Source organism: Streptomyces lacaronensis, from assembly GCF_047337785.1.
GTDB classification, from domain to species: Bacteria; Actinomycetota; Actinomycetes; order Streptomycetales; family Streptomycetaceae; genus Streptomyces; species Streptomyces lycopersici.
Map to the genome: position 1 here is coordinate 8,954,917 of NZ_JBLHDK010000003.1, position 24,775 is coordinate 8,979,691.

The 24,775-nt window shown below is 70.2% G+C and carries 23 protein-coding genes and 2 pseudogenes; 19 read left to right on the plus strand and 6 right to left on the minus strand.

Annotation, left to right across the window (positions count from 1 at the left end):
- The first annotated feature begins 22 nt into the window (after nt 1–22).
- From ACMTAK_RS38630 to ACMTAK_RS38680, 11 genes are all read left to right on the plus strand, one after another.
- On the plus strand, nt 23–373 hold the full coding sequence (locus ACMTAK_RS38630; protein WP_413810456.1) for an NADH-quinone oxidoreductase subunit A: 351 nt from the start codon (nt 23–25) through the stop codon (nt 371–373).
- Between the two features lie 500 nt (nt 374–873).
- Complete coding sequence (locus ACMTAK_RS38635; RefSeq protein ID WP_413810457.1) at nt 874–1,557, plus strand: hypothetical protein; 684 nt, start codon at nt 874–876, stop codon at nt 1,555–1,557.
- Nucleotides 1,550–2,494: an NADH-quinone oxidoreductase subunit H gene (locus ACMTAK_RS38640; protein WP_413810458.1), complete on the plus strand. Its 945-nt coding sequence runs from the start codon at nt 1,550–1,552 to the stop codon at nt 2,492–2,494. Before ACMTAK_RS38635 ends, ACMTAK_RS38640 begins: the two co-directional genes overlap by 8 nt.
- Nucleotides 2,495–2,570: 76 nt before the next feature.
- Nucleotides 2,571–3,077, plus strand: a complete 507-nt coding sequence (locus tag ACMTAK_RS38645) for an NADH-quinone oxidoreductase subunit J (RefSeq protein WP_413813131.1) — start codon at nt 2,571–2,573, stop codon at nt 3,075–3,077.
- Nucleotides 3,074–3,379, plus strand: a complete 306-nt coding sequence (nuoK, locus tag ACMTAK_RS38650) for an NADH-quinone oxidoreductase subunit NuoK (protein WP_413810459.1) — start codon at nt 3,074–3,076, stop codon at nt 3,377–3,379. The genes ACMTAK_RS38645 and nuoK overlap by 4 nt, the downstream gene beginning before the upstream one ends.
- Nucleotides 3,376–5,247, plus strand: coding sequence for an NADH-quinone oxidoreductase subunit 5 family protein (locus ACMTAK_RS38655; RefSeq protein ID WP_413810460.1), 1,872 nt, complete (start codon nt 3,376–3,378; stop codon nt 5,245–5,247). The genes nuoK and ACMTAK_RS38655 overlap by 4 nt, the downstream gene beginning before the upstream one ends.
- Before the next feature lie 5 nt (nt 5,248–5,252).
- A complete protein-coding gene (locus ACMTAK_RS38660) occupies nt 5,253–6,758 on the plus strand; it encodes a complex I subunit 4 family protein (RefSeq protein ID WP_413810461.1) in 1,506 nt (501 codons plus the stop codon).
- On the plus strand, nt 6,755–8,164 hold the full coding sequence (locus tag ACMTAK_RS38665) for an NADH-quinone oxidoreductase subunit N (RefSeq protein WP_413810462.1): 1,410 nt from the start codon (nt 6,755–6,757) through the stop codon (nt 8,162–8,164). The genes ACMTAK_RS38660 and ACMTAK_RS38665 overlap by 4 nt, the downstream gene beginning before the upstream one ends.
- A gap of 346 nt (nt 8,165–8,510) precedes the next feature.
- Nucleotides 8,511–9,290: a DUF5134 domain-containing protein gene (locus tag ACMTAK_RS38670; RefSeq protein WP_413810463.1), complete on the plus strand. Its 780-nt coding sequence runs from the start codon at nt 8,511–8,513 to the stop codon at nt 9,288–9,290.
- Nucleotides 9,291–9,608: 318 nt separating this feature from the next.
- Nucleotides 9,609–9,905 carry a heavy-metal-associated domain-containing protein gene (locus ACMTAK_RS38675; RefSeq protein WP_413810464.1) on the plus strand — a complete coding sequence of 99 codons (297 nt, stop codon included), beginning with the start codon at nt 9,609–9,611 and terminating at the stop codon, nt 9,903–9,905.
- Nucleotides 9,906–10,009: 104 nt separating this feature from the next.
- Nucleotides 10,010–12,274 (plus strand): heavy metal translocating P-type ATPase, encoded by a 2,265-nt coding sequence (locus ACMTAK_RS38680; protein WP_413810465.1) that lies wholly within the window; start codon nt 10,010–10,012, stop codon nt 12,272–12,274.
- Nucleotides 12,275–12,541: 267 nt separating this feature from the next.
- On the opposite strand, the gene ACMTAK_RS38685 is transcribed toward ACMTAK_RS38680, so the two are convergent.
- From ACMTAK_RS38685 to ACMTAK_RS38705, 5 genes and pseudogenes are all read right to left on the minus strand, one after another.
- The gene (locus ACMTAK_RS38685; protein ID WP_413810466.1) at nt 12,542–12,781 is read right to left on the minus strand and encodes a hypothetical protein; all 240 of its coding nucleotides are present in this window, start codon (nt 12,779–12,781) and stop codon (nt 12,542–12,544) included.
- A gap of 93 nt (nt 12,782–12,874) precedes the next feature.
- A pseudogene (locus ACMTAK_RS38690) lies at nt 12,875–13,148 on the minus strand (prolipoprotein diacylglyceryl transferase family protein); the annotation flags it as partial.
- 272 nt (nt 13,149–13,420) lie between these two features.
- Complete coding sequence (locus ACMTAK_RS38695; RefSeq protein WP_413810467.1) at nt 13,421–14,329, minus strand: M56 family metallopeptidase; 909 nt, start codon at nt 14,327–14,329, stop codon at nt 13,421–13,423.
- Nucleotides 14,326–14,694, minus strand: coding sequence for a BlaI/MecI/CopY family transcriptional regulator (locus ACMTAK_RS38700; RefSeq protein WP_413810468.1), 369 nt, complete (start codon nt 14,692–14,694; stop codon nt 14,326–14,328). Before ACMTAK_RS38700 ends, ACMTAK_RS38695 begins: the two co-directional genes overlap by 4 nt.
- On the minus strand, nt 14,678–15,235 hold the full coding sequence (locus tag ACMTAK_RS38705) for a hypothetical protein (RefSeq protein ID WP_413810469.1): 558 nt from the start codon (nt 15,233–15,235) through the stop codon (nt 14,678–14,680). The genes ACMTAK_RS38700 and ACMTAK_RS38705 overlap by 17 nt, the downstream gene beginning before the upstream one ends.
- 225 nt (nt 15,236–15,460) lie before the next feature.
- On the opposite strand from ACMTAK_RS38705, the gene ACMTAK_RS38710 reads away from it, so the two are divergent.
- The 8 genes from ACMTAK_RS38710 to lnt all read left to right on the plus strand — a co-directional run bounded on the left by ACMTAK_RS38710 (nt 15,461) and on the right by lnt (nt 24,472).
- Entirely contained in the window at nt 15,461–15,820 is a 360-nt protein-coding gene (locus tag ACMTAK_RS38710; RefSeq protein WP_413813132.1) for a hypothetical protein, read from the plus strand.
- Nucleotides 15,821–15,904: 84 nt separating this feature from the next.
- Nucleotides 15,905–16,615, plus strand: coding sequence for a DUF305 domain-containing protein (locus ACMTAK_RS38715; protein ID WP_413810470.1), 711 nt, complete (start codon nt 15,905–15,907; stop codon nt 16,613–16,615).
- Between the two features lie 144 nt (nt 16,616–16,759).
- Nucleotides 16,760–17,626: a F510_1955 family glycosylhydrolase gene (locus ACMTAK_RS38720; protein WP_413810471.1), complete on the plus strand. Its 867-nt coding sequence runs from the start codon at nt 16,760–16,762 to the stop codon at nt 17,624–17,626.
- An 847-nt stretch (nt 17,627–18,473) separates the two neighbouring features.
- A complete protein-coding gene (locus ACMTAK_RS38725) occupies nt 18,474–19,157 on the plus strand; it encodes a M23 family metallopeptidase (RefSeq protein WP_413810472.1) in 684 nt (227 codons plus the stop codon).
- Between the two features lie 279 nt (nt 19,158–19,436).
- A complete protein-coding gene (locus ACMTAK_RS38730) occupies nt 19,437–20,096 on the plus strand; it encodes a hypothetical protein (RefSeq protein ID WP_413810473.1) in 660 nt (219 codons plus the stop codon).
- Between the two features lie 74 nt (nt 20,097–20,170).
- Nucleotides 20,171–20,731 (plus strand): copper resistance CopC family protein, encoded by a 561-nt coding sequence (locus tag ACMTAK_RS38735; protein WP_413810474.1) that lies wholly within the window; start codon nt 20,171–20,173, stop codon nt 20,729–20,731.
- Nucleotides 20,721–22,823 carry a cytochrome c oxidase assembly protein gene (locus ACMTAK_RS38740; protein ID WP_413810475.1) on the plus strand — a complete coding sequence of 701 codons (2,103 nt, stop codon included), beginning with the start codon at nt 20,721–20,723 and terminating at the stop codon, nt 22,821–22,823. Before ACMTAK_RS38735 ends, ACMTAK_RS38740 begins: the two co-directional genes overlap by 11 nt.
- On the plus strand, nt 22,820–24,472 hold the full coding sequence (gene lnt, locus ACMTAK_RS38745; RefSeq protein WP_413810476.1) for an apolipoprotein N-acyltransferase: 1,653 nt from the start codon (nt 22,820–22,822) through the stop codon (nt 24,470–24,472). The genes ACMTAK_RS38740 and lnt overlap by 4 nt, the downstream gene beginning before the upstream one ends.
- A 51-nt stretch (nt 24,473–24,523) precedes the next feature.
- Here the strand turns inward: lnt and ACMTAK_RS38750 are convergent.
- Nucleotides 24,524–24,769: pseudogene (locus ACMTAK_RS38750) on the minus strand (MFS transporter); the annotation flags it as partial.
- Nucleotides 24,770–24,775: the final 6 nt, after the last annotated feature.

Here is a 24,775-nt window from a genome sequence, read left to right on the forward strand (position 1 = left end):
GTCAGGAAGGACCATGGTCGGGATGAGCGCGTGGGAGCCGGTAGCGGTCCTCCTGGGCATCGTCGCCGGAGGAGTCTCGGCCCTGTACGGATGGAGCGCCTGGCTGACCTCGGCGCGTGAGCCGCTGGATGCCGAGCCGTTCAGCGGAGGGCTGCCACCGCGCGAGCACGCCTTCTCCCGGTTTCATGTGCGCTGGTATCCGGTCACTATGATCTTCCTCGCCTTCGACATGGAAATGCTGTTCATGTACCCGTGGGTGAAGGTGGTGTCCGATGTCGGGTCGAGCGCGGTCATCGAGATGTTCCTCTTCCTCGGTCTTCTGTTCGCGGGCGTGAGTTACGCATGGCGTGAGGGCGCGTTCCGATGGGTTTGAGGGACGTGCTACGGAACGCGGCGGTATCCCGTCCGAGCGTGCTGCTCGTCGGATGGCCCGGCTCCACGGAGATCAGACTGGAGGCCGAAGCCGAGTTACGGCGGCGTGGGTGGCCGGTGGTGGCCGGGCCGGCAGCCGCGGACTTGGTGGTGGTGGCCGGATCAGCCGAATCTTCCGAGGCCGAGTGGTTGGCCAATGTCCGGCGGCAGGTGCCGAGTCCCAGGGCGCTGGTCACTCTCGACCGACCAGGGCATGTGCGTCAGCGGTTGGAAGAGGGCGCCTCAGTACTCGCCGACGGTGGGGAGCGTTGGCGGACGGCTGCGCACGACGAGTCTGCCGCGGAGGCCGGGCTCTCTCCCGGCCCGGGGAACGCTCATGGCCATGAGGGCGGGAGGGTTGCCGGGCTCCCGATGGCCGGACGCGGGGATGATCGGGATGGGCTGCGTCTCGACGTCCTCCATGTCCCGCTGGGTCCAGCCCTCAACGACTGGCCTTGCGGTTTGATCCTGCACCTGTCCCTCCAGGGTGATCTGGTGCAGCGCGCCGATGTGGAGTACGTGCGGGTGGCCTCGAGGCGGGACCCGTTCTGGAACGAGCCGTGGCTGCGGACCGCCGGCGATGGCCCTGTGACGCGCGACTGCGCGGCCCGTCGCCGGTGTGGGGCTCATCTGGACAGTCTCGGGCGTTTCCTGGCGGTGATTGGCTGGGGCGACGCCGCCGCCTGCTCGCGCCGTCTGCGGGACGATGTCCTGGCTGGTGCCCCAACCGACCGGTTGCGTGCCGAGGTGCTGAAGATGGTCCGCCGGGTGGGGCGTTCCCGCACAGTGCGGTGGCTTGTCGCGGGTCTTGGCCCGCTGCCTGCGGTTCGGGCTCATGAGCTGGGCGTGTCGGGGCCGGCGCTCGCCGCGGACGGCGACGCCTATGACCGCGTACGCGTCTGGTTGGCGGAGGTTCGCCGCGCGGTCGACGAGTTCGGGGACACGCTGCCGCTGGAATCCGACGATCGGAAGGGACCGCGGGGTGCGGTGGATGCTGTTCGGCCCCCGTCTCGTGCCCTGCTCGACACGCTGCCCGAGCTGCTGCGTGGCGCCGAGTTCGGTTCGGCCAGGGTGATTGTGGCGAGCCTCGATCCGGACATCGACGAACTGGTTGCCGTGACTGCCCGGGGACCGGCCCATGGCTGACCCGGCGCCCCTGTGGGCGACTCTCGTCCTCCCGACGGCCTTGGCGGGCGCCGCCGTCATCAGCGCCGGGTTCGACGCCGCTCTGTCCGCCTCGACCGAGCGGGGGCGCGCGGCGTCGCCGCGCGGTTTCCTCGAGCGCGCGGCAGGTCCGCTGCGCGAGGGGCTGCGGCTGCTGGTCCAGCAGCGTCGTCGTACCAGGGCCGCTGACGCGCTGCTCGGTCGGCTCGGTGTCGTTCTGGTTCCCGTCGCGGCTGTGCTTGCCGGGGCAGTCCTTCCGATGGGCTTCACATCGGTGAGCGATCTGGACGTCGGCATCGTCTGGTTCAACGCGATGGAGGCTCTGGCCTGGGCAGCGGTGTGGCTGACCGGTTGGGGGCCGAACTCGGCGTTGTCGTTGATCGGTGGGTACCGATTTCTTGCTCAGGGACTGGCGTACGAGCTGCCGCACATGCTGGCCATCACTACGGCTGCCCTCGGGGCCGAATCCCTGCGCGTGGGCGACGTGGTCGGCGCTCAGCGGGAACTGTGGTTCGTGGTGTGGATGCCCGTCGCGTTCGGGGTCTACCTGCTCAGCGCCATGGCGATGTCGTTCTGGGGGCCGTTCGACCAGTCCATTGGGCGGGACCTCGGCGGCGGTGCTGCCGTCGAACTGTCCGGCGTCGACCGGCTGGTGTTCCTCGGTGGCCGCCGGGTCCTGCTGGTGGTGACCGCGGCGTTCAGCGTGCCGCTCTTTCTCGGGGGCGGCCACGGGCCGCTGCTGCCCGGCTGGTCGTGGACGTTGATCAAGACAGCCGGGGTTCTGGGCGTGCTGATGGTGTGTCGACGGCTGATGCCCACCGTGCGGATGGACCGCTATATGGAGCCGGCGTGGATGGTGCTGGTGCCGCTGGTGCTCGTGCAATCACTCATCGTCGCTCTCGTCGTGCTGAACCGATGAGAATCGGAGGTTGCCACTGGTGTTGACGGACGTGACGTTCTGGGTCCTGGCCGTGCCGGCCATCGCCGCCGGAGTCATGGTGTTCCGCTTCGACTCCATGGCCAGAGCGACGTACGCGCTGCTCACCTCGGTGCTCTGCGTGGGGGGCGAGGTCCTGCTGCTGGGCCTGGATTACCTGGGTGTCGTGATCGTGCTGATGATGATCATCGAGATGGCCATCATGGCGGTCTTCATGGTGATGTACATGATGAACCCGGCCGGACTCATGCCGATGACCATGGTCCATAACGCCAAGGGCGCGGCAGCGATCTGCTTGGTGGTCTTCGCCGCTCTCGCCGCCGGAATCCTGCTCGCACCCTGGCCCGAACCCCGAGGCAAGCCGCCGGCCGACCCCACCAAGGCGCTCGGCATGTCGCTGATGGGGCCACAGATGCTCACCATGACGACCCTGGGCATGGCCCTGTTCGCCACCATCGTCGGCACCGTCGTCCTGGCGACCCACCGTGGACGCTACGACCGGTTCGGCGACGACCTCGGAGGGGACCGTGTCGCGGACCCGGGCCGGGGAGGAGCGGGCCGGTGAGTCTGGAGCTGTTCCTGCTTCTCGCGGCGGCACTGTTCTGCATCGGACTCTTCGGGGCGCTGACGCAGCAGTCCATCGTGATGCTGATGATGGGGCTGGAGCTCATGCTGGGCGGGCTGATCGTCGGCGCCGCGGCCGTCTGGCATTTCATCGCACCCGCCTCGGCGGACGGCCAGGTACTGATCGTCATCGCGGTCACCGTCATGGCGGTCGAGATGGCGGTCGGCTTCGCCGTCGTCACGGCTCTTTTCCGCGCCCGTGAGGTCGACGTGACCGATATGGCGGCGGAGTTGAAGGAATGAGCGGGGTCCTGTGGGCGCTTGTCATCCTGCCGCTGGGCTCCGGCGCGCTGCTCACGATCGCCGGGCGGCTCGTCGATCGCGTGGCTCCGCTCGTGGCTGTCGCCGTCGCCGTGGTTGACCTCTTCCTCGCCTGTCTGGTCGCCGTCGCCCACCCCGATGCCAAGGCACCACTGCTGGCCGGGCTGCCCCTCCAGCTCCGGGTGGACGGGCTGTCCGGGCTGATGGTGGTGGCCGTCACCGCCACCGCGACGGCCGTTGTGGTGTTCAGCGTCTGGGACATCGGCCCCGGCGAGGCTCGGGCCCGCTTCTTCGGCCTGATATCGCTGTTCAGCGGCTCCATGCTGGTGACCGTGACCGCCGCCGACCTCCTGACGCTTCTCATGGCGTGGGAGATCATGGGAGCCACTTCCTGGGCACTGATCGGATACTGGTGGCGCGACCCAGAACGCGTCGGGGCGGCGACGACCGCGTTCGTGACCACCCGGACCGCAGACCTCGGCCTGTACCTTGCCGCCGGTGCCGCTCTTGCGGGCGGTCAGTCCCGATCACCAGCCCTGGAAGAACTGGACAGCGCAGCCGATCCCTGGCTGTCCGTGATCACTGCTGGAGTGGTCGTGGCGGCGTTGGGCAAGTCGGCCCAGCTCCCCTTCAGCTTCTGGCTCTCCCGTGCCATGCAGGGTCCGAGCCCCGTCTCCGCCCTGCTGCACTCCGCGACCATGGTGGTGGCCGGAGCGTATCTGCTGCTGCGCCTCCAGACCTTGCTCGACGCTTCCGGCTGGGGCGGCCCCGTCGTCGCATGGACCGGCGCCGCGACAGCCATCGCGCTGGGCCTGGTCGCCGTGGCGCAAAGCGACCTCAAGCAGCTGCTCGCCGCGTCCAGTTGTGCCCAGATCGGCTTCATGGTGCTGGCTGCCGGAGCCACCGGCGTCACCGGCGGGGCACTGCAGCTCATCGCACACGCCGCGGCCAAGAGCTTGGCGTTCCTGGCCGCCGGCGTCTGGCTGACCCTGTTCGGGGCCAAGGCCCTGCCCGCCCTCCAGGGGGCCGCCCGACGCCATCGTATGGCGGGAGTCACCTTCACCGTGGCCGCGTTGACGCTCGCGGGCGTGCCGCCCTTGTCGTTGTGGGCGGCCAAGGACGTTCTGCTCGCCGCGGCGCTGGAGGAGAGCCCCTGGCTCTACGGGGCGGGGCTGGCCGCCGCCGTTGTGTCCGCCGTGTACAGCGTGAAGGCCATGTGGTTCGTCTGGCGGCCGGCCCCGCGCGACGACACACTCCGCGGTGACGAGCCCGCCACGATCCGCCACGTCTCTGTGCCGGGCCGTCTTCCGCTGGGGTTGCTCGCCGTGGCCTGCGTCGCCTTGACCGTCCTCGCCTTCCCTCCTGCGCGGGACACGGTGACGCGCGTACTGGCAACCGGAGGGCGGCCCGTCCCCCAGCTGTGGGAGTTCGCCCTCTCCGGCGGCCTCGCCCTGGCCGGGTCCGCCGCCGTATGGGCATGGGGATCACGCCCGGTGCCCCTGCCCGCCCCCCTGCGTCGCTGGTTCGGTGACTGGCTCGGGATGGAGGCCGCCGTACTGGCTCTTCTCGTCCGCCCCGTCTTCCGTATCGCCCGCGCGCTGGCCGCGTTCGACGACCGAGTCCTCGACCGTGGCGTCGACGGCGCGGCCCGGGGCGCCCTCCGGCTGGCCCGATGGACCGACCGCCGTACGGAGCGGCGTGTCGACGGGGCCGTCGAAGGGGTCGCGTCCACCGCCCGCACGCTCGGCCGGTGGGCTCGCCGTCCGCAGACGGGGCAGCTTCACCAGTACCTCGCCCAGGCCGTCGCGGCTTTCAGCGTCCTCGCCGTCGTCCTCGTCCTTGTGAGGTGACCGCGGTGCTCACCGCCCTCGTCCTGCTGCCGACCGCCGTGGCGGCACTGCTGCTGTGCGCGCCGCGCAGCGCGCCACCGAGGCTGTTCATCCTCACCTGGGCGGCGACCTGCGCGGTCGAGTTGGCGCTCACCGTCATGGTGTGGGCGGGTTACCGATCCGGGGGCGGCACGCAGTACGAGGCAGTGGCCCGGTGGATTCCGGACGCGGGGGTGAGTTACCACGTCGGTGTCGACGGACTGTCGCTGCCGCTCGTCGCCCTGACGTGCGTACTGTTCCTGGCCTGCGCGGTCTACGCGCTCCGCGAGACCCGGCGCGTCAGGGAGTTCGCCGCGCTGTTCCTGTTTCTCCAGACCACCTGCATCGGGCTGTTCGTGGCGCTCGATCTGATCCTGTTCTTCGTCTTCTTCGACCTGTCCATCGTGGCGATGTACTTCGTCATCGCGGGATGGGGTCACCCGGGCGCGGGGCGCGCGGCTCTGAAGTTCTTCCTCTACACCTTCATCGGGTCGCTCGCTCTCCTCGTGGGGTTCATCGGCCTGTATCTCGCCGCCGAGCCGCACACCTTCGACATCGTCGAACTCACCCGGCAGAACCCCCTCGCGGGCCGCTCGCTCTACGGTGCCCTGACCCTGCTCGCGGTAGGAGTGGGCCTTGCGGTGAAGACGCCCACTGTCCCCTTCCACACCTGGCTTCCGCCCGCCCATACCGAAGCCCCCGCCGTCGGTTCGGCCATCCTGGCAGGAGTCCTGCTGAAGATGGGCACGTACGGGTTCCTGCGCATCGCCATGCCGATCCTCCCGGATGCCTGGCGTCGCTACGCACTCCTGTTCGTCGTGGTCGGTGTGGTGTCCGTGCTCTATGGAGCGTTGGTCGCCCTCGCCCAGACCGGTTTCAAGCGCATGGTCGCGTACACCTCCGTCAACCACATGGGGTACATCGTCCTGGCCATCGGCGCCGCCGCTGCCGTCGGCCGTGGAAAGGGCGAAGCCGAACATCTCGCCGTGACCGGCGCCGTGGTGCAGATGGTCAGCCATGGCCTCCTGACCGGCGCGCTGTTCCTGCTCGCGGGCGTGTTGTACGAGCGCGGCGGGACCTACGACATGTCCGCGTATTCAGGGGTGGCGGAACGCGCGCCGGTGTTCGCCGGAGTGACCGGGGTCGCGGCCTTCGCTTCCCTCGGCCTGCCCGGGTTCTCCGGCTTCATCGCCGAATTCCAGATCTTCACCGGGAGCCTGGGGCCACGACCGGTGGCAACCGCCCTGGCGCTGCTGGGTGTTCTCCTCACCGCCGGGCTGTTTCTGCGGGCGCTGCAGCGGATTTTCCTCGGCCCGCTCCGGCTCCCGGCGGTACCGGGTGCGGACCGGCGGTTCCCCGACATCCGGGGGCACGAGGGCGTAGCCATCGCCCCCCTGCTCGTTCTCGCCGTCGCCCTCGGCCTCGCCCCGCGCTTCCTGCTGGACGTCGTTGAACCGGCTTCCCGGAGCGTACTGGAGCTTCTCGCCCGATGACCGAGATGAACGAGAACCCCCTCGACCTCCTCCCCGAGGTACTCCTCGCCGGCTCCGCCGTACTCGGACTGCTGGTCGGCTCGTGGCTGCCACGCGGCCGACAATGGCTGGTGGGCGCGCTGGCAGGCGGCGCGTGTACGGCGGGGATCGTCGCCGCGGCGCCGGCATCGACCGGCACGGCCTTCGGCGGAGCCTTCGCCGTCGACCCGGTCACCGCCACCAGCCGGATCGTCATCCTCGGCGGCACCCTTGTGATCCTGGCACTGAGCATCATCCCGCTGCACGCGAACCCGCGCGAGGGCGAGTTCTACACCCTGCTCCAACTCGCGGCTCTCGGTGCGATGATGCTCGCCGGAGCCCAGGATCTTCTGCTGCTCGCCGCCGCCTATCTGCTCGCCGGCGTCCCTTCGTACGTTCTCGCGGGCTTCCGCAAGGACACATTGGGGACCGAAGCCGCCTTGAAGTACTACGTGGTCGGTGCGCTCCTCGGCGTGTTCATGCTGACCGGGATCACCGTCCTGTACGCCGCCGGGCGCGCCACCGCCTACCCGATGCTGCGGGCCGAACTCCCGGGCGCCTCGGTGCGGCTGACAGCCGCGGGAGTCGTCGCGGTGCTCGCCGGGCTGCTGTTCAAAGCCGGAGGGGTGCCGGGACACTTCTGGGTGCCTGACGCGGTCCAGGGCAGCGCCGCCCCGGTGGCGGCATTCCTGACCAGCCTTCCCAAGATCGGCGCCGTTGCCGCCCTGTACCGGCTGGGAGCCGAGGTATTGGCCGACACCGATGTGCCCTGGGCCGGCCTGGTAGCCGTGCTCTCCGCCTCGTCCATGACGCTGGGCAATCTCGCGGCCTTCTTCCAGCAGGACGTAAAACGCCTCCTCGCGTATTCGACGATCAGCCAGGTCGGATACCTGCTCATGCCGGTGGCCGTGGCCGGGCGCGCCGATCTCGCCCAGCAGGCGCTGCTGTTCTATCTCGCCGGATACGCGCTGACCAATATCGGTGCGTTCTCGGTGGTCTGTGCCCTTCCTGGTTCACGGACACTCGACAGCTACCGGGGACTCGCGCGTCAGCGACCCGCTCTGGCCGGAGCCCTGGTCGTATGCCTGCTCGGCCTCGTCGGCACCCCGCCGACCGCCGTCTTCCTCGGGAAGCTGGAAGCGTTCAGCGCCGCCTTCGACGGCGGATACGCCTGGCTGACCGTCCTGGCCGCGATCAACACCGTGGCGTCCCTCTTCTACTACCTGCGCTGGATCGCACCGGCCCTCTCCGCGGGGCGGGACGAGCGGCCGCGTGAAGTCATCCGGACGGCGTCCGTCACCGCTTACGGGACGGCGGCCTGCACCATCGTGCTGGGCCTGGCAGGAGGCCCGGTGCTCACGCTGCTCGACGGGAGTCTGGCCAGATGAACGCGTGCGGGCTCATCACCGACTTGTCCACGAAGACGCATAGCAGACGAGCGCCACGTCCTGAGTAGCGGCTCGAGGAACCGAGCTGACGCACCCTGAGTCGGCCGGAGGGGCCGCGGCGCGAATGCGTTCCTTCCCCGTGAACGCCGATGCCCACCGAAACGTACTAAGTGCCATAGCAGTTGACGGCCCAGCGGGCGAACGAGCGCGCTGCGCGGAGAGTCGGCGTACGACCGCACCCGGCCGTAGGGCTCGGGCGATCAGGAAGGTGAACATGGAACCCATGGCTCTCAGTTGGTCCGTGGCGGTGGTATCCGCCCTCGTAGCCGCCGTCAGCGCGGTACGGGTGGCGACCACCAACGGTGAAGCCCGATTCGCGGCGGTGGGTGACGCGCTGATGGGCCTATGCATGGCCGCCATGGCCCTGCCCGCCACTGTCGCCTGGTACGCCAGTTACGGCATGTGGTGGGCGGCGGTGTTCGCCCTGCTCGGGCTCGGCGGCGTCGCAATGGCGGTCAAGCACACGCGCGAGTGTGGTTGGAAGCACGGCCGCCACTGGGTGCACCTCATCGTCGGCAGCGCAGGCATGGTGATCATGACGCTCGCCATGACGAGTACGTCGTCCGGTCCGGTTCTCGCGCTGGGCGGCTCCTCGATGGCACACATGCCGGGGATGGAAAACATGGGTAACGCGGCCGACATGAGCCACATGGGCGGCATGGAATCCATGCCCGGAATGGACATGCCCGGTATGGGCACTGCCGCAACCGATGACGGGGGAGCTGGGGGGTCGGCCCCCGTGTGGCGCTTCGCGGTCGCGGCGCTGGCTGTCTACTTCCTGCTGTCGATCGGCGCATCCGTGTGGGCGCGGGTTCGGGGCACCGGCAAGGGTGGCACGGCGGCGAGCCGGGGGCGCAACTGGGGGCGCTGGCTGCTCTCCATGCCGGACACGGTGCTTGTCTTTCTGGTTTCCTTGACGGTCTCCGTGTGGGACAGGACCCGGACCGGGGAGCGGGCGGGCCAGGGCCGCCGCCGCAAGCTCGGCGCCGCACCGGACGCGGCGCTGGCAGCACACATCGGCATGGGTGGAACCATGTCCACGATGCTCTTGATGATGGTCGTCTGACGGGGTCGGTTTGAGATGAGGGCCTGAGCCACTGGTCTGTCCTCGGGTTTGGCAGTGCTGAGGAGGACGGTCTCTCCGTCCGTCGCAGTGCGGTCGCGATGTTGGCGAACGCCGTGCTGGGCTGATGACGAACACGATTAAGCCGCTGGGATGGGTGCGGGGTGCGGCGCAGCCGCACTTCCTCCGAGCTCGAGTGTGTTCGGCAGCACAGGCAGGTGCGGGGAATACCCCTAGGGGGTATATTGGCTGTCATGGGAGGGCAGGAGAACGCGCCCTCTGGCAGACGACCGCGTGCAACGACACCCCGAGGAAGAAGCCATGACCTCACAGACCACCTCCGGCTCCTGCTGCAGTTCCGATGGTTCCTGCGGCTCCGGCACCACAGCCGACGTCCAGAGCGCCGGCGTCACCACCGTGTACCAGGTGTCCGGCATGACCTGCGGCCACTGCGAGGGCGCGATCTCGCATGAGATATCCGCGCTGGACGGCGTCACCGCGGTCAAGGCCGTCGCCGCCTCCGGTGAGGTGACCGTCACGTCGAGTGCTCCGCTCGACGAGGAGGCGGTCCGAGCCGCTGTCGACGAGGCCGGCTACGAGCTCGTCGGCACCGCCTGACTCACTCCGCCCCTTCCCTCAGGAACGCGAATTCCTTCCCGCCGGGACGTACCGCTCCGCTGATACGGACGCCGTGCGTCCCGGCCCTCCCCAGGAGAACCTTCATGACCAGTACGGTTCCCGAGAAGACGTTGACGCCCGCGAGCGAGGTCGAGCTCTCCATCGGCGGCATGACCTGTGCCTCATGCGCGGCCCGCATCGAGAAGAAGCTCAACCGCATGGAAGGTGTGACGGCGACCGTCAACTTCGCCACGGAGAAGGCGAAGGTCTCATACGCCGACGGGGTTGGGGTCGCCGACCTCATCGTCACCGTCGAGAAGACCGGCTACACCGCCGAGGAGCCGCTGCCCCTCACGCCTTCGACCGGTGGAGAAGCCGAATCCGGGCCGGTCGCGCCCGACGGTGAGACGGTCTCTCTGCGGCAGCGACTGCTCGTGTCGCTGGCACTCTCCGTGCCCGTCGTCCTGATGGCGATGATCCCGGCCCTGCAGTTCGACAACTGGCAGTGGCTGTCGTTGACGTTGGCGGCTCCGGTTGTTGTCTGGGGTGCGTTCCCCTTCCACAAGGCCGCCTGGACAAACGCCCGCCACGGCGCTGCCACCATGGACACGCTGGTGTCGATCGGGACGCTCGCCGCACTGGGCTGGTCGGTATGGGCGTTGTTCTTCGGGCATGCCGGGATGCCGGGCATGCGCCACGGATTCGCATTCACGATCTCCCGCTCGGACGGCTCCTCCTCCATCTACCTGGAGGCCGCGGCGGGTGTGACCACGTTCATCCTCGCCGGGCGCTATCTGGAGGCGAAGTCCAAGCGCAAGGCGGGCGCGGCGCTGAAGGCCCTGCTGGAGCTGGGCGCCAAGGACGTCTCGGTGTTGCGGGGCGGCAAGGAAGTGCGCATTCCCGTGGGGCAGTTGGCGGTCGGCGACCGCTTTGTCGTACGACCCGGCGAGAAGGTCGCGACCGACGGCACCGTCGTCGAGGGAAACTCGGCCGTGGACGCCTCCATGCTGACCGGTGAGTCCGTGCCGGTGGACGTGACGCTCGGCGACACCGTCACAGGTGCCACGGTGAATGCCGGTGGACGGCTGGTCGTCGAGGCCACCCGGATCGGGTCCGACACTCAGCTCGCCCGGATGGCAAAGCTCGTCGAGGACGCCCAGAACGGCAAGGCCGAGGTGCAGCGCCTCGCCGACCGGATCTCCGGCGTGTTCGTCCCCGTGGTCCTCGTCATAGCCCTGGGCACCCTGCTGACCTGGCTGTTCGTCACCGGCGATGCCGCGGCCGCCTTCACCGCGGCCGTCGCGGTGCTCATCATCGCCTGCCCCTGCGCGCTCGGGCTCGCGACACCGACCGCTCTCATGGTCGGCACCGGACGTGGCGCCCAGCTCGGCATCCTGATCAAGGGACCGGAAGTTCTGGAGTCCACCCGCCGCGTCGACACCGTCGTCCTCGACAAGACCGGGACTGTGACCACGGGCCGGATGCGGCTTCAGGACGTCTTCATCGCGCCGGAGGTGGACGAGGAGGAACTGCTGCGGCTGGCAGGTTCGCTGGAGCATGCCTCCGAGCACCCGATCGCCCAGGCGGTCGCGGCCGGAGCCATCGCGCGAGCCGGAAGCCTCCCCGTGCCGGAGAACTTCGAGAACGTCGCCGGTCTCGGAGTCCAGGGCGTTGTCGACGGGCACGCGGTGCTCGTCGGGCGCGAGAAGCTCCTGCGGGAGTGGGCGATCGAACTGCCCCGGGGGCTGGCCGAGGCCAAGGCCGCCGCGGAGGCCGAGGGGCGTACGGCGGTCGCCGTCGCCTGGGACGGTGAGGCGCGGGGGGTGCTCACCGTCGCCGACGCGGTCAAGGAGACCAGCGCCGAGGCGGTGGCCGAGCTGCGGGGACTGGGCCTGAGGCCGGTGCTGCTGACCGGTGACAACCAGGCCGTCGCCGCATCGGTCGCCGGGGCCGTCGGCATCGACGAGGTGATCGCGGAGGTCTTGCCGCAGGACAAGGTGGATGTGATCAAGCGCCTGCAGGGCGAAGGCCGTACGGTCGCGATGGTGGGCGACGGCGTCAACGACGCGGCCGCCCTCGCCACCGCGGACCTGGGCCTGGCCATGGGAACGGGTACGGACGCGGCGATCGAAGCGGGCGACCTCACCCTCGTACGCGGTGACCTCCGGGTGGCCGCGGACGCGATCCGGCTCTCCCGGAAAACCCTGGGCACCATCAAGGGCAATCTCTTCTGGGCCTTCGGCTACAACGTCGCCGCCCTGCCGCTGGCCGCCGCCGGCATGCTCAACCCGATGATCGCGGGTGCGGCGATGGCGTTCTCATCGGTCTTCGTGGTGACCAACAGCCTGCGGCTGCGGTCCTTTAAGTGAGCTGTGGCCACCACACATGACAAGGGGCGTAAACAGCGCCGCCCATGAGGGGTGCCCGGTCGGTGGACCGGGCACCTCGCCGTCGAGGCGACAGTGCTCCGGGGCTGCCCGGTCGAGGAACTGCTCCTTGGCGGGCGACCGGCCCATCGCACGCCGCGACGCACGGCTTCTCGCCCGCGCTCCCCGCCGCTGCCTGTCCGCGGTACTGTCCGCGGCACTGTCCGCCGGGCTGTGTTCCCCGAGCCGCCCATGCGACGCAGCCGCGAGCTATCTGGCGTCGAAGAGACCGGCCCGCCATGCCCCGACGACGATGACGCAGATGCTTCCCGCCAGATAGAAGGGTGAATGGCCGCCCGGGAGGATCGTCACGGCATCGGTGAACTCCTCGACCCAGTTGACCACCAATGTGATCAGGCTGAGCCCGATAAGGGACCATCCGACAATCCGAGAGGGCCGGGAGCGGGTCTGCAGTCGGCCCACTTTGATCTTTTGTGCTTCCTTGGTCATGGCACGGTTCTCTCTTCCGGATCTGGGCGTGTGGATGCGGTGTCGGAGTCCATCGGGGTCCCGCGTTCATCGCGCCTCGCCGAACGGATGAGGAGGACCACAGCCACGGCGAAGACAGCGATCGAGGTCCAGTCGTTGAGGCTGGTTGGACCAGTTGCCCCAGCGGCCGACGGCCTGGGCCAGGGCGAGGCCCGGTGCCACGGCGTCCGCGAAGCCGAGCAGGGAGACACCTCGGCGTCGGCAGCCGATCCAGGCACCGAGGACACCGAGCGCGACCGCGCCCCAGATGAAGGCGTAACCCCCTCAGAGGCAGTGGCCCCAGGTGTACGACTCCTTGCGCCGGACTGGGCACATAAGCGATGTGCATCCAGCCAGCATACGCTTATCCGCTAAGTTGCTTAGCGGAAAGTTCGGGCCGCGGCGTTGATCGGCATCGCACTCCAGGTAGGGGAGGCTATCCCCGTGCCCTGGCCGTCCCCCGCCACGCCCTCACGCCCCGCCGCTACTCCGCTAAGCGGCCTAGCGGTATTCTGTCGGCAGCACCTCGCGAACCGGGAGCCTCTGCCCGAGCGGCGCTCCTGGCGCAGGCAGGAAGGCGGGCCGGGGCTCCCGGGAGGTGTGGGGCAAGGGCTGGTGTGATCAGGGCCCGCAGGCCACCAGCAGCGGCAGCAGCGGAGCCGCGGTGCTGGCCACCACGACACCCAGCCACGTCACACGGTGCGGCCGGGGTTGCGGTGCGAGGACGCGGCGCAGCCGGATGAGGGCTCCCGGCCCGCCGACGCCCAGAGCGCCCTGCGGCGCCTGCCCTGCGGCTACCTCACACATGGCGGTCGCCAGCGCCTCCCTGGAGTGGCTTCGCAGCGCTCTGTCATCCGCCGCCATCTCTACCAGCAGCGCGATCTGCTCCTTGGCGTGCCGGGCGAGCGGCAGGCCGGGGAAGGCGCGGGAGAACGCGTCCACGAGCAGCTGGAGAAGGTGGTGCCTGCCCTCGATGTGAGCACGCTCATGTTCCAGCACCGCACGCATCTGCGCATCGGACAGGACCTCGAGGGCTCCCCGGGTGATGACCACACGACGTCGGCGCCCGGGAAGGCAGTACACGGCGGGAGTGCCATGGTCCACGACCGTGGCGTCGTATCCGGGGGCCGGCTCGCCGACCAGGGCGAGCATGTCGAGGTGACGCTGCCGCGCTCGGCGCGCCCGCCAGGTACAGAGCACGAACCAGCCGAGGGGCAGCAGCACGATGACGGCAGGAGCGCTGAGCGCCAGGGCGTCCCCGAGGGAGGGCGCGGACTCGCTTACCGGGGCGTCGGCGGCCAGACCGCAGACGCTGAGCAGCCCGACGAGACTTTCATGTACATGCTGCTCGGTGAGGGCCAAGTGGTACACCGCGAGCGCGGTGGCGACGACGAACGTCGCCATGAGTCCCTGCCACGCGAGGACCGCTGTGACCGGCGCACGGTGGGGCCATCGTGCCTGTGACAGCAGAGGTGGCATCGCGGCACCCACCAGCGCCGCGTATCCGGCCAGCGCCACAGCTGTGATCACACATCGCTCCGCTTCTTGGCCGCTCGGAGAGCCGAGCGTAGGGCGTCTGCCTCTTCCGGTGTGATCTGTTCGATGAAACTGACCAGCGTTCCGACCGGATCCGGGTTACCGCCGAGCGCCTCCTGCATCTGCGACGCCGTGTACTGCTGCCGGGTACACGTGGGCTCGTACACCCAGGCCCGCCCCTCCTTGTGCCGTTTCAGCATGCCCTTGCTGTGCAGAATGTCGGCCACGGTCTTCACTGTGCTGTAGGCGATGGGCCGCTTCTTGCTGAGGTCCACCAGTACGTCGCGTGCGGTCGCCGGCCGCCCCCAGGCCCATAGGCGGTGCATGATCTCCGCCTCGAGCTCACCCAGCTGACGCACGGTCTCTCCCCTCGCCCCCGGAACGCGAAGCCTCCGGCACCAGTGACCGCTCATCGTAGTGGGCGGAGTCCCGGAGCCCCGCGGAGCCTCGGCGTGAGGGCATGGCCGGGGCGGGGCACGCAGCGGCCGTACGCAGACGCCGAACCAGGGCGTGTGCGAGCAGCGCCAGTGAGGCCATGGCCAGCAATGGCTGTGCGGGGGCCCAGTACGACAGGGCTCCGCTCACCCCGAGGGCCAGCACCACCAGCTTGTTGCAGATCGGGCAGCCGACGGCGAACGCCGACAGCACACCCCCGAGCAGCGCCCGGCGCCCTCGCGGCCCATCGCCCCGCGCGGCCGGAGGCCCGTTCACATACGTCGCCACCAGCAGTCCCATGAGCAGCGATGACACCACCCAGACCGGGTAGTTCCACCACAGCACCGGGGTCATCCTGGTGTAGAAGGGCGTGGGTACGACTCCGGTCGGCACGCCGATCGCGGCTCCGGCGACAAGTGCCACGGCCACCGCCGCCGCCCACTGACGTGGTGTCCACGCACGCATGCGCCCGCCTCTCTACGGCTACCATTACTGCCAAACAGCTTAGTAGGTCACCCTCATGCCTGACCCGGGCAGCATGATGCGGTCCGCTTCGGTACTGTCGGAGGGCGGTGCGACCACAGAAGGAGTCACGACGTGCAGGCGAGCCGAAACGTACGAGCAGCAGGTGCCCTCGGGCATCTACTGCTCGTTGTCGTGCTCGCGATGGGCATTTTCGTGATGCACTCGATGGGCCATCCCGACAGCGCCTCCCACACGAGCACGGGAGCGGCTCACACATCGGCCACAGCCGCCCACACCGGCGGCGGCATGTCCTCACCGCAGGACGCTGTCATCTCCTCGCACTCTTCGGATTCCCATCAGGACAGCAAGGCCTCCTCCCACTCCCCGGCCATGGGGATGGACATGGCCTCGCTGTGCGTGGCCGTGCTCGGCACGTGGATTCTCGCCGGTCTTCTCCGCGCGGTTATGAGCCGCGGGACGGACTGGCTGGCACGGCTTCGCGATGGCGCCGTGGCGACCCTGCGCCCCAACCCCCCTCCGCGCAGACCGCCTGACCTCGCTCAACTGTCAGTCCTGCGGATCTAGGCCGAACGCCACCGTGGGCGGCTTGCGCTGCCCGCTCACCCCGTTCGACCCACTTTCCGCAGAACAGACACAGAGGTTTCCGACATGACCGCCATCAAGCGCAGCGCGCTCCGTCCGCGCGTCCGCCGTATCGCTCTCGTCAGCACCGTCGCCGCCGCAGGCTTGGTCCTCGCCGCCTGTGGCAACGACGACGACATGAGCGGCATGGACCACGGGAGCAAGAGCAAGACCTCCGCCTCGGCGAGCGCGACCACCGGGGAGAACCCCGCACCGGGCACGTTCAACGACGCGGACGTGAAATTCGCGCAGATGATGATCCCCCACCACGAGCAGGCCGTCGAGATGTCCAAGCTCGCCGACGAGCGTGCCGAGGACGCCAAGATCAGCACCCTCGCCGGAGACATCGAGAAGGCCCAGGATCCCGAGATCAAGAAGATGAGGTCCTGGCTCAAGGCATGGGGCAAGCCCGAGTCGGGCGGCAGCATGCCCGGCATGGACCACGGCTCCGACAGCAGCATGCCCGGTATGGATCACGGCTCCGGCAGCTCCGACAACTCGGGCATGCCCGGGATCATGTCCGACAAGGACATGAAGAAGCTGAAGGCCGCCAAGGGCCCGGACTTCGACAAGATGTTCGCGCAGATGATGATCGACCACCACAACGGGGCGATCGACATGGCCAAGGACGAGCAGAAGAACGGCAAGAACGCCACCGCGAAGAAGCTTGCCGACGATGTCGTCAAGAACCAGACCACCGAGGTCAAGCAGCTCCAGGGCATCCTCGACAAGCTCTGATCCGATCACACGCCGACCGTTCCGGGCTCAGCCGGTCACTCCGGTGAGCCCGGGGCGGTCGCCCGCCCACACACTCCTTACTGGGCCGCTTACTGGGCCGCGCCCGGCCATGCCCCGGCCCGCCCCCACGATCCCCGAGGACTCATGAAGACGCACCGCGCCGTCCAGGCGGCCACGGCCGCCGCAGTCGGCCTCACGCTGGCCGCCTGCTCCGGCGGTGACGGCGACACGGACTCTTCCGCTGCCGTCACGACTGTCAGCCACATCCACGGACTCGGGCTGGACCCGTCCGACCGGCGCCTGTACGTCGCGACCCACGAAGGCGTCTACACCCCCGACTCCAAGGGCAATCCCAAGCTGGTGGGCGACAGCAAGGACGACTTCATGGGCTTCACGGTGGCCCAGGACAAGACCTTTTACGCCAGCGGCCACCCCGCCTCCGGAACGGACGGCCCCGGCAACAAGGGACTGATCAAGAGCACCGACGCGGGCAGGACCTGGAGGTCGCTCTCCCTCTCAGGGAAGTCCGACTTCCACGCCCTGGAGTACGCACACGGCACCATCTACGGCTACGACTCCACAGGCGGCCTGCTCCGCACCAGCAAGAACGGCACCACCTGGAAGGACGGAGCGACCCTCCAAGCGCTCGACATCGCGGTCAACCCGGACGACGCCGGCCTCGTCCTCGCCACCACCGCGGAAGGGACCGCCCGCAGCACCGACGGGGGCAGGACCTTCGCCAAGGGGAAGCAGCCGGTGATGGCCTTCCTCTCCTGGAAGGCCAAGAACGCCCTCTACGGCATCGACACCTCCGGCGGGCTGAGCCGCAGCACCGACGGCGGCGCCGCATGGAAGAAGCTCGCCACCGTCCCCGGCGGACAGCCGCAGGCGCTCACCGCCGTCGACGCCCAGCACGTCCTGGCCGCGACACAGAACGGCGTGTACGAGTCGAAGGACGGTGGCAAGACGTTCACCAAGCGCCTCGCCGTCGAGTCGAGCGGCGGCCACTGACCCTCCCACGCGCGCCCGCTCACTGCCCGCAGCGATGCAGGGCGTGGTGGCGGTTTCACCATTCCCTATAGTGTTAAGTAGATTAGCCGTACGGATGGCTGCGCTGGAGTACTCAGACCCGTTGACGATGACCGATGCCGGTGCCGCTCGAACACCGTCGCGGTCGGTGCTCCTACCGCCGAGACAGAAGAGAAGCCAGTTGGTTGACGAGCGACAGCCGTCGGGGGACTGGGCCCCGGCCGAGACCGGTCACGCCCCCGACGCCGCGTATGGGGTCCACCGTGCCTACCACGGTGGTGCCCAGCACGGCGGTGTGAGATCTGGCGGTTACGGCGACGAGGACCCGCTGTTCGGCGCGATGCCCAGCATGTACGACACCACGGCCGCCGCCCTTTACGACGAGTCCGCCCATCGACTGTCGTGCAACACCTATGGCCATGACCCCACCACGATGTGGGGCGCCCCCGGCCATGCGGGGATGAACTCGTCCGCGGCAGACCTCGGCCCGGCAGGCCCGAGCGGGCACACAGCCCAGTGGGAGGACTCCACCGGCCAATGGCGCGATGGGGTCTACCCCACAGCATGCCTCGAAGAGTACGAGTCGCAGACGCAGCCGTGGAGTACGGGCGCCTCAGCGGATGGGGACGCTTCCCGCGGCTCTCCTGCCTCACCGAACTTCCTTTCCTCCCAGGCCGATGAGTCGCCCTGCCCGGCAGCGCATGTCCAGGACGCCACCGGGGATGCGGAGGTTGCCTCTCCCGGACCTTGCCGTGCCGACGTCCGCAATCGTCGTGCGTCCGCCCGGCGATCCGCGCTCCTGACCGTCGCCGCTCCGTCCGCTGTCGTTATGGCCATCACAGGGGCGGCGGCCGTCTCGGTCAGCGTCGACGACCAGGATGAGAAGGCCACACAAGCCGCCCCGGACACGGCACCGGCCATCGAGCCATCGGCCGCCAACGGCAGGCTCGACGCGCAGCTCGCCGGTGTGACACGTGGCGCGGATGACTTCGCCGATCGCGCCAGCCGTACGCAGCGACGCATCGATCTCAAGCGACGTCAACAGCAGGAGCAGAGGCGGAAGGCGGCCGAAGCCGCACACAGAAAGGCGGAAGCGGCACGTAAGGAGGCGCTCCGCCCGAAGTTCGCTCTTCCCGTCGCACAGCGAGGAGTCGGCGAGCTGTTCGGAGCGGCTGGCTCCATGTGGTCGAGCCGGCATACCGGACTCGACTTCCCCGTGCCCATGAACACACCGGTGATGGCCGTCACCGACGGCACGGTCGAAGCCAAATGGAATCCGTTCTACGGAAATATGGTCATCGTCACCGCCCCCGATGGCACCGAGACCTGGTACTGCCACCTCGCCAGTGCCAAAATCCGGGCCGGCCACGTCAAGGCGGGAGAGGTCATCGCCTACGCCGGAAGCTCGGGCAACTCGTCGGGGCCACACTTGCATCTCGAAGTGCATCCCGGCGGCGGCGACGCGATAGACCCTTTGTCCTGGCTTCGCAGCCACGGCCTCGACCCCACATAACAGCGATGGGCGCGGCACCGGCGGACCGCGTCCCGTCGCAGGCGATGCCAGAACCCTCGGTCAGCCTGCACCGTCGAGACCGGCGAAGCGCTCGTCAGCCCGCCCGACGCCACCGCGGTCTCCGACCTCGCGACGGCCGGAGCCATCGGCACGGTCCGGCTCATCCCCGCCGAATGAGGTGATGCCCCCGCGGGATACGCTGCGTTCTCGCGGGAGCCCGAGCCCGGCCGTGGCAGCGTGGTCCGGGGAACAGGCTGGAGCCTCGAAGACGGTGAAGAGATGAGAACGGTCCGCCACCGTCCGGCCCTGAGCGCCGGGCAGCCCATGGACACTGGCCGTACAGCCGTCCTCGCCGCGCTCACCGTGCTGCTTCCGCTGCTGTGCCGGACCGCCTTCGGGGCACGCGTTCCCGTGGGTGCTGCCGTGATCGGCTGCGGCTCGGCGGCGCTCCTCGGCTCCCTGCTGGCTACCCGCCGTCGGCTTGCTCCTGAGCAGGTACTCGCCGCCCTGGGCGGTGCCCAGGCTGCCTTCCACCTCGGCTACACGCTGCCGGGCGCGTGCGCCGCGGCGGCCTCCCGCGCGGGGACGGGCTGGCTGGAGTACGCACCCGCTCCCGGCCACCACTCCTGGGAGGCGCCAGTCGGGCACGTGGTGACCATGGTGCTCGCCGCCCGGCTGCTCGGGGTGACGGACGCGGTGCTGCGTCCGCTGCGCACGCTCGTGGCCGCCGCGCGGCAGCGGCTTCTCCTCCGGCTGCCGGGGGCCGTGGTCGCCGTGCGGCGGCTGCCGCTGGTTCCGGCGAGCGATCCCGCGCGTACCGCTGTCGCGTTCCGGGCGCCGCCGTGCCGGGGTGAGCGCGCCCCACCGCATCGCCGTGTGATCCCACGCGTTCCGCTTCCGCTCCGGCCGGTGCCGGGCGGCGGTGCCTGCTCGGGCTGAACCCGGCGTGGCGGCCGCCGCACCTCCGGCCGCCCGATCCCGGCCGCGTCCGCGGCCGGACGTAAAGGCACTCCATGTTCACCGCACACCTCCCGCGCGCCACCACCGCCGTCGGCATGCTGATGGGCGCCACCCCGGCCGTGGCCATCGCCGCCGCGTCACCCGCCGCCGCGCACACCGGGCTGACCGGCAGCACACCGGACGACGGCGCCACGCTCGCCACGCCGCCCAGCCGCGTCTCCCTGTCCTTCAACGATCCGATGGACGCCCGCTACAGCCGCGTCGCGGTCACCGGTACCTCCGGCCGTTCCGTCGCCACCGGCGCGCTGAAGGTCGACGGCCGCACCGTGAGCCAAGCTCTGGCCACCGACGTGCCACCCGGCCGGTACACCGTCGGCTACCGGGTGGTCTCCGCCGACGGCCACCCGGTGTCGGGCCGCTACACCTTCACCGTGTCCGCGGCTCGTACGACGAGCCCGGCCCCCGATTCCTCCCGTTCCGGCACGGACTCGGCACGCGAAGGGTCCTCGGGGTCCGGTGTGCTTCCGGTGGCCGCCGGGGCGGCCGTGGTGCTGGCGGGCGTGGGCGGCACCGCGCACGCGCTGCGCAAGAGGAGGTCCCGCCATGTCGGTTGAGCCGATATCGCGTTCGCGTGTGCTCCGCCCGCCGCTGCTGGCCCTGGCGGCACTTGTAGTCGCCACGGGTGCGCTGCTGGTGGCCGTACGGTTCGGCGGTGGCATCCCCGAGGCGGTACCGGGGCTGCCGGATGCCGGGCCGGTCACGGCGTGGGGCCTGCCGCCGGCCCGTGCCGCCACGGACCTCGCGGCGGTGTGCACCGTCGGCGCACTGCTGCTGGTCGCCTTCCTGGCACCCGGTGACCAGCGGCGGCTGGGCGCGCGGCGGCTGCGGGTCCTGGCCGTGGCGGCCGTGTCCTCGGGTGTCTGGCTGCTGGCGACCCTGACGGCACTGGTGTTGACCGCCTCGGACCTTCTGGCCCGGCCGCCCGCCGACGTTCTCGAACCGGCGCTGCTCGCCGACGTCGCCATCAACGCGCCACAGGGCCGCGCCCTGGCCCTGACCGCGCTTGTCGCGCTGCTGCTCGCCACCTTCCTGCCCGGCGTGACCACCCGCGGTGCCACCGCTGTGAGTCTCTGCGTGGCGCTTGCCGGACTGGTACCACCCGCGTTCGCCGGCCACTCCGCCGCCTCCGGCAACCATGACGCCGCCGTGATCGGCCTCGCGGCGCATGTGCTCGCCGCCACGGTGTGGATCGGCGGGCTCGCGGCGGTCACCGCCACCGCCGTACGGGCCCCGTCCCACACGGCGGCGGCCGTACGGCGCTTCAGCCCGCTGGCCGCATGGTGTCTGCTGACCGTCGCCGCGACCGGCATGGTGAGCGGACTCATCCGCCTCGACTCACCGGGTCAGATGTTCACCACCCGCTACGGGGTGCTGCTCCTCGCCAAGGCCGCGGCCCTCATCACCCTCGCCGCCTGCGGCGTCTGGCACCGCAGGCGGACCCTCCCGGGCCTCGAGGCCGGGCGGCGCACCGCCTTCACCCGGCTCGCCGCGGCCGAACTGCTGCTGATGGCGGCCACCGTCGGCCTCGCCGTCGGACTGTCCCGCAGCCCCGCCCCGGCGCGGGAGCCGGGGTCCTACGACCCGGTCCGGGAACTGCTGGGGTTCCCGATGCCCGCCCCGCTGGGCGGCTTTCCGTGGACGCCGCTGTTCACCGAGTGGCGGTTCGAGGGGACATTCGGCTTCGGCACCGCCGCCGCGGCCCTGATGTACCTGGCGGGCGTGCGGAGGCTGCGGGCCCGTGGCGACACGTGGCCGGTGGGCCGTACGGTCTCGTGGCTGGCGGGTCTGGTGGTCATCGTGATCGCGACGATGAGCGGCTTGGGGACGTACGGCAAGGTGCTGTTCAGCGTGCACATGGGCCAGCACATGACGCTGGCGATGACGGCACCGATCCTGCTCGTACTGGGCGCTCCGGTCACCCTCGCGCTGCGCGCCCTGCCCGCCGCCCCCAAGGGCGGCCGGCGCGGTCCACGCGAACTGCTGACGGCCGTGCTGGGCAGCGTCTGCATCAAGGTGATCTCACACCCCGTGGTAGCCGGAGCGCTGTTCATCGGCAGCGCCTTCGCGGTCTACTACACCCCGCTGTTCGAGACCCTGATGCGCAGTCATTACGGTCATCTGGCGATGCTGCTGCACTTCCTGGTCGTCGGGCTGCTCTTCTTCTGGGTGATCATCGGCGTCGACCCGGGACCGCACCGCATCCCGCACCTCGCCAAGCTCTTCGTGATGATCCTCACGATGCCGTTCCACTCCTGGTTCAGCATCTCGCTGATGAGCTCGACCGACCTCATCGGAGAAGGCTGGTGGACGGTGCTCGACCGGCCCTGGGGCAGCTCGCTCGCCGACGACCAGTACAACGCGGGCGCCATCGCCTGGGCCACCGGCGACATCCCCGTCCTGATCACCACGCTCATCCTCGCCGTCCAGTGGGTCCGCTCCGACGCCCGCGAAGCGCGCCGTATCGACCGCCGTATCGACCGCGGCGACGCCAACGACCCGCTGGCCGCCTACAACGCCTACCTGGCGAGCCTGCGTGCCCGGGACGAACGGATGGCACGGGCCGGACGTACGGGCGCGGCGAGCCCGCCTACGGCGCCCACAGCGCAGACCGACGGTGACGACCAATCGGTGGAGGACACAACGTGATCAGGTATCGGGCGATGCTGAGCCGGGCCGCCCTCGTACGGCCTCGGGCGTGGTGGCGCGGCCCGGTGGCGGCGCTCGCGGGCGGTCTGCTGCTCGTCGCGGCCTTCCCGCCGATCGGGCTGTGGCCTGCCGCCGCCGTGGGACCGGCGCTGCTGCTCGCCGCGCTCCGGTACCGGAGACCGCGCGCCGCCTTCACTCTCGGCGCCCTCTTCGGGCTGGCGTTCTTCGGTCCGCTGTTGTGGTGGCTGACCAACCTCGGCGTGCTGCCATGGGCCGCGCTGAGCATCGCCCAGGCCCTGCTCCTGGGCCTGCTCAGCTGCGCCGTCCCGGCCTTCGCCCGGCTGCCGGGGTGGCCGTTGTGGGCGGCCTGCTGGTGGGTGGCCACGGAGGCGGTACGGTCCCGGGTGCCGCTGGGTGGTTTCCCGTGGGGGCGCCTCGCCTTCAGCCAGGCCGAGTCCCCGGCGCTGGGGTGGGCCTCGATCGGCGGCGCCCCGGCCGTCAGCGCGGTGGTCGCCTTGGTGGCGGGCTGCCTCGCCGCGCTGCCGACCGCCCGATCAGGGCGGCGTCGCACGGTCGTGGGCCTGGCGGCGGCTGTCGCCGCCTGCGCTTGCGGAGCGTTGCTGATTCCCGCCACGGCCTCGACCGCCGGGACCGAGCGGGCGCGGGTGGCCGTGGTGCAGGGCAATGTGCCCCGCGCCCGCAGTCTGGAGGAGCAGGCTCGCGTCGAACAGGTGGCCACCAACCACATCGCCGCCACCCGGCGACTCGCCCATGACGTAGCGGCCGGGCGCACACCCCGGCCGGATCTCGTGCTCTGGCCGGAGAACGCCACTGACACCGACCCGCGCACCGACCCCCTGCTGCGCGGCCAGATCACCGACGTCGTGACGGACCTCGGCGCGCCCGTCGTGGTCGGAGCGATCCTCGACGCACCGGGCGAACGGATCCGCAACGCCGGTCTGCTGTGGCGGCCCGGCACGGGTCCCGGCCGCTACTACACCAAGCAGCACCTGGTGCCGTTCGGCGAATACATCCCGCTGCGCGACGTCTTCGGCGGGCTGGGAGAACTCCAGCTCATCCCGCGCGACTTCGTACCCGGAAGCGGTCCGGTACGGCTGGACGCCGGACGGGTGCGGCTGGCGGAGTCCATCTGCTACGAGGTGGCGTACGACAGCCAGGTCCGCGACGCCGTCCGTACCGGCGCCAACCTGATCGCCGTACCCACCAACAACGCCACGTACATGCGCGACGGCAATGTGGCCGAACCCGAGCAGCAGCTCGCCATGGCGCGGCTGCGGGCCGTCGAACACGACCGCGCGGTGCTCGTCGCCTCCACCACCGGCGTCAGCGCGGTCGTCGCCCCGGACGGCACGGTCACCAAGTCCACCGGGCCCTGGACCCGTCGGGTACTGACTGCCACCGTCCCCCTCCGTTCGACCACCACGCTCGCCACCCGCCTGGGCCCCGCCCCGGAGGCGGCGTTCGCGGTGGCCGCAAGCGCGGCCGTGGCCCTCGGTATCCGCCGCCGCGGCGCTCTTTCCGGGCCGGCGGGAACGCATGAACCTCCACCGACACTCGGCGGCACCATGGCGTTGCGCGGTCGCTCCGGCCGGAGTTCTCGTGCTGTCCGAGCGGCGGGGCGCCGGTAGGGCGCCCCGCCGGTCCATCCCTGGTTGGTCGCCTCCGGAGTCCGGAGCGGATCAGACGGTGGCGGGCTGCGGCGCCGGCGACGACAGTTGCCCGTCCCGGGCGAGCGCCGCGACGGCGCCCGCGCAGGCCAGGCCGGTGGCGGTCAGGACGAGCCAGGTCAGCCACAGGGCGTGGTGGCGCCGGGCGAAGCCCCACAGGGCACCGGTGGCCAGGTTGCCGAGGGTGATGCCGAGTCCGGAGACGGTGTTGTAGAGCCCGTAGTGGGTGGCGACCAGCCGGTTGCCGGAGAGGGGCACCGGCCC

Excerpts from the sequence above, each read along its gene's own strand:
- ACMTAK_RS38730 (WP_413810473.1), top strand. The coding sequence starts at position 19,437 with ATGAGAACGGTCCGCCACCGTCCGGCCCTGAGCGCCGGGCAGCCCATG.
- ACMTAK_RS38705 (WP_413810469.1), bottom strand. The coding sequence starts at position 15,235 with ATGCGTGCGTGGACACCACGTCAGTGGGCGGCGGCGGTGGCCGTGGCA.
- ACMTAK_RS38665 (WP_413810462.1), top strand. The coding sequence starts at position 6,755 with ATGACCGAGATGAACGAGAACCCCCTCGACCTCCTCCCCGAGGTACTC.
- ACMTAK_RS38640 (WP_413810458.1), top strand. The coding sequence starts at position 1,550 with ATGGCTGACCCGGCGCCCCTGTGGGCGACTCTCGTCCTCCCGACGGCC.
- ACMTAK_RS38710 (WP_413813132.1), top strand. The coding sequence starts at position 15,461 with ATGGGCCATCCCGACAGCGCCTCCCACACGAGCACGGGAGCGGCTCAC.
- ACMTAK_RS38630 (WP_413810456.1), top strand. The coding sequence starts at position 23 with ATGAGCGCGTGGGAGCCGGTAGCGGTCCTCCTGGGCATCGTCGCCGGA.
- ACMTAK_RS38715 (WP_413810470.1), top strand. The coding sequence starts at position 15,905 with ATGACCGCCATCAAGCGCAGCGCGCTCCGTCCGCGCGTCCGCCGTATC.
- ACMTAK_RS38720 (WP_413810471.1), top strand. The coding sequence starts at position 16,760 with ATGAAGACGCACCGCGCCGTCCAGGCGGCCACGGCCGCCGCAGTCGGC.
- ACMTAK_RS38675 (WP_413810464.1), top strand. The coding sequence starts at position 9,609 with ATGACCTCACAGACCACCTCCGGCTCCTGCTGCAGTTCCGATGGTTCC.
- ACMTAK_RS38680 (WP_413810465.1), top strand. The coding sequence starts at position 10,010 with ATGACCAGTACGGTTCCCGAGAAGACGTTGACGCCCGCGAGCGAGGTC.
- ACMTAK_RS38645 (WP_413813131.1), top strand. The coding sequence starts at position 2,571 with ATGGTGTTCCGCTTCGACTCCATGGCCAGAGCGACGTACGCGCTGCTC.
- ACMTAK_RS38685 (WP_413810466.1), bottom strand. The coding sequence starts at position 12,781 with ATGACCAAGGAAGCACAAAAGATCAAAGTGGGCCGACTGCAGACCCGC.
- ACMTAK_RS38735 (WP_413810474.1), top strand. The coding sequence starts at position 20,171 with ATGTTCACCGCACACCTCCCGCGCGCCACCACCGCCGTCGGCATGCTG.
- ACMTAK_RS38740 (WP_413810475.1), top strand. The coding sequence starts at position 20,721 with ATGTCGGTTGAGCCGATATCGCGTTCGCGTGTGCTCCGCCCGCCGCTG.
- ACMTAK_RS38655 (WP_413810460.1), top strand. The coding sequence starts at position 3,376 with ATGAGCGGGGTCCTGTGGGCGCTTGTCATCCTGCCGCTGGGCTCCGGC.
- ACMTAK_RS38725 (WP_413810472.1), top strand. The coding sequence starts at position 18,474 with ATGGCCATCACAGGGGCGGCGGCCGTCTCGGTCAGCGTCGACGACCAG.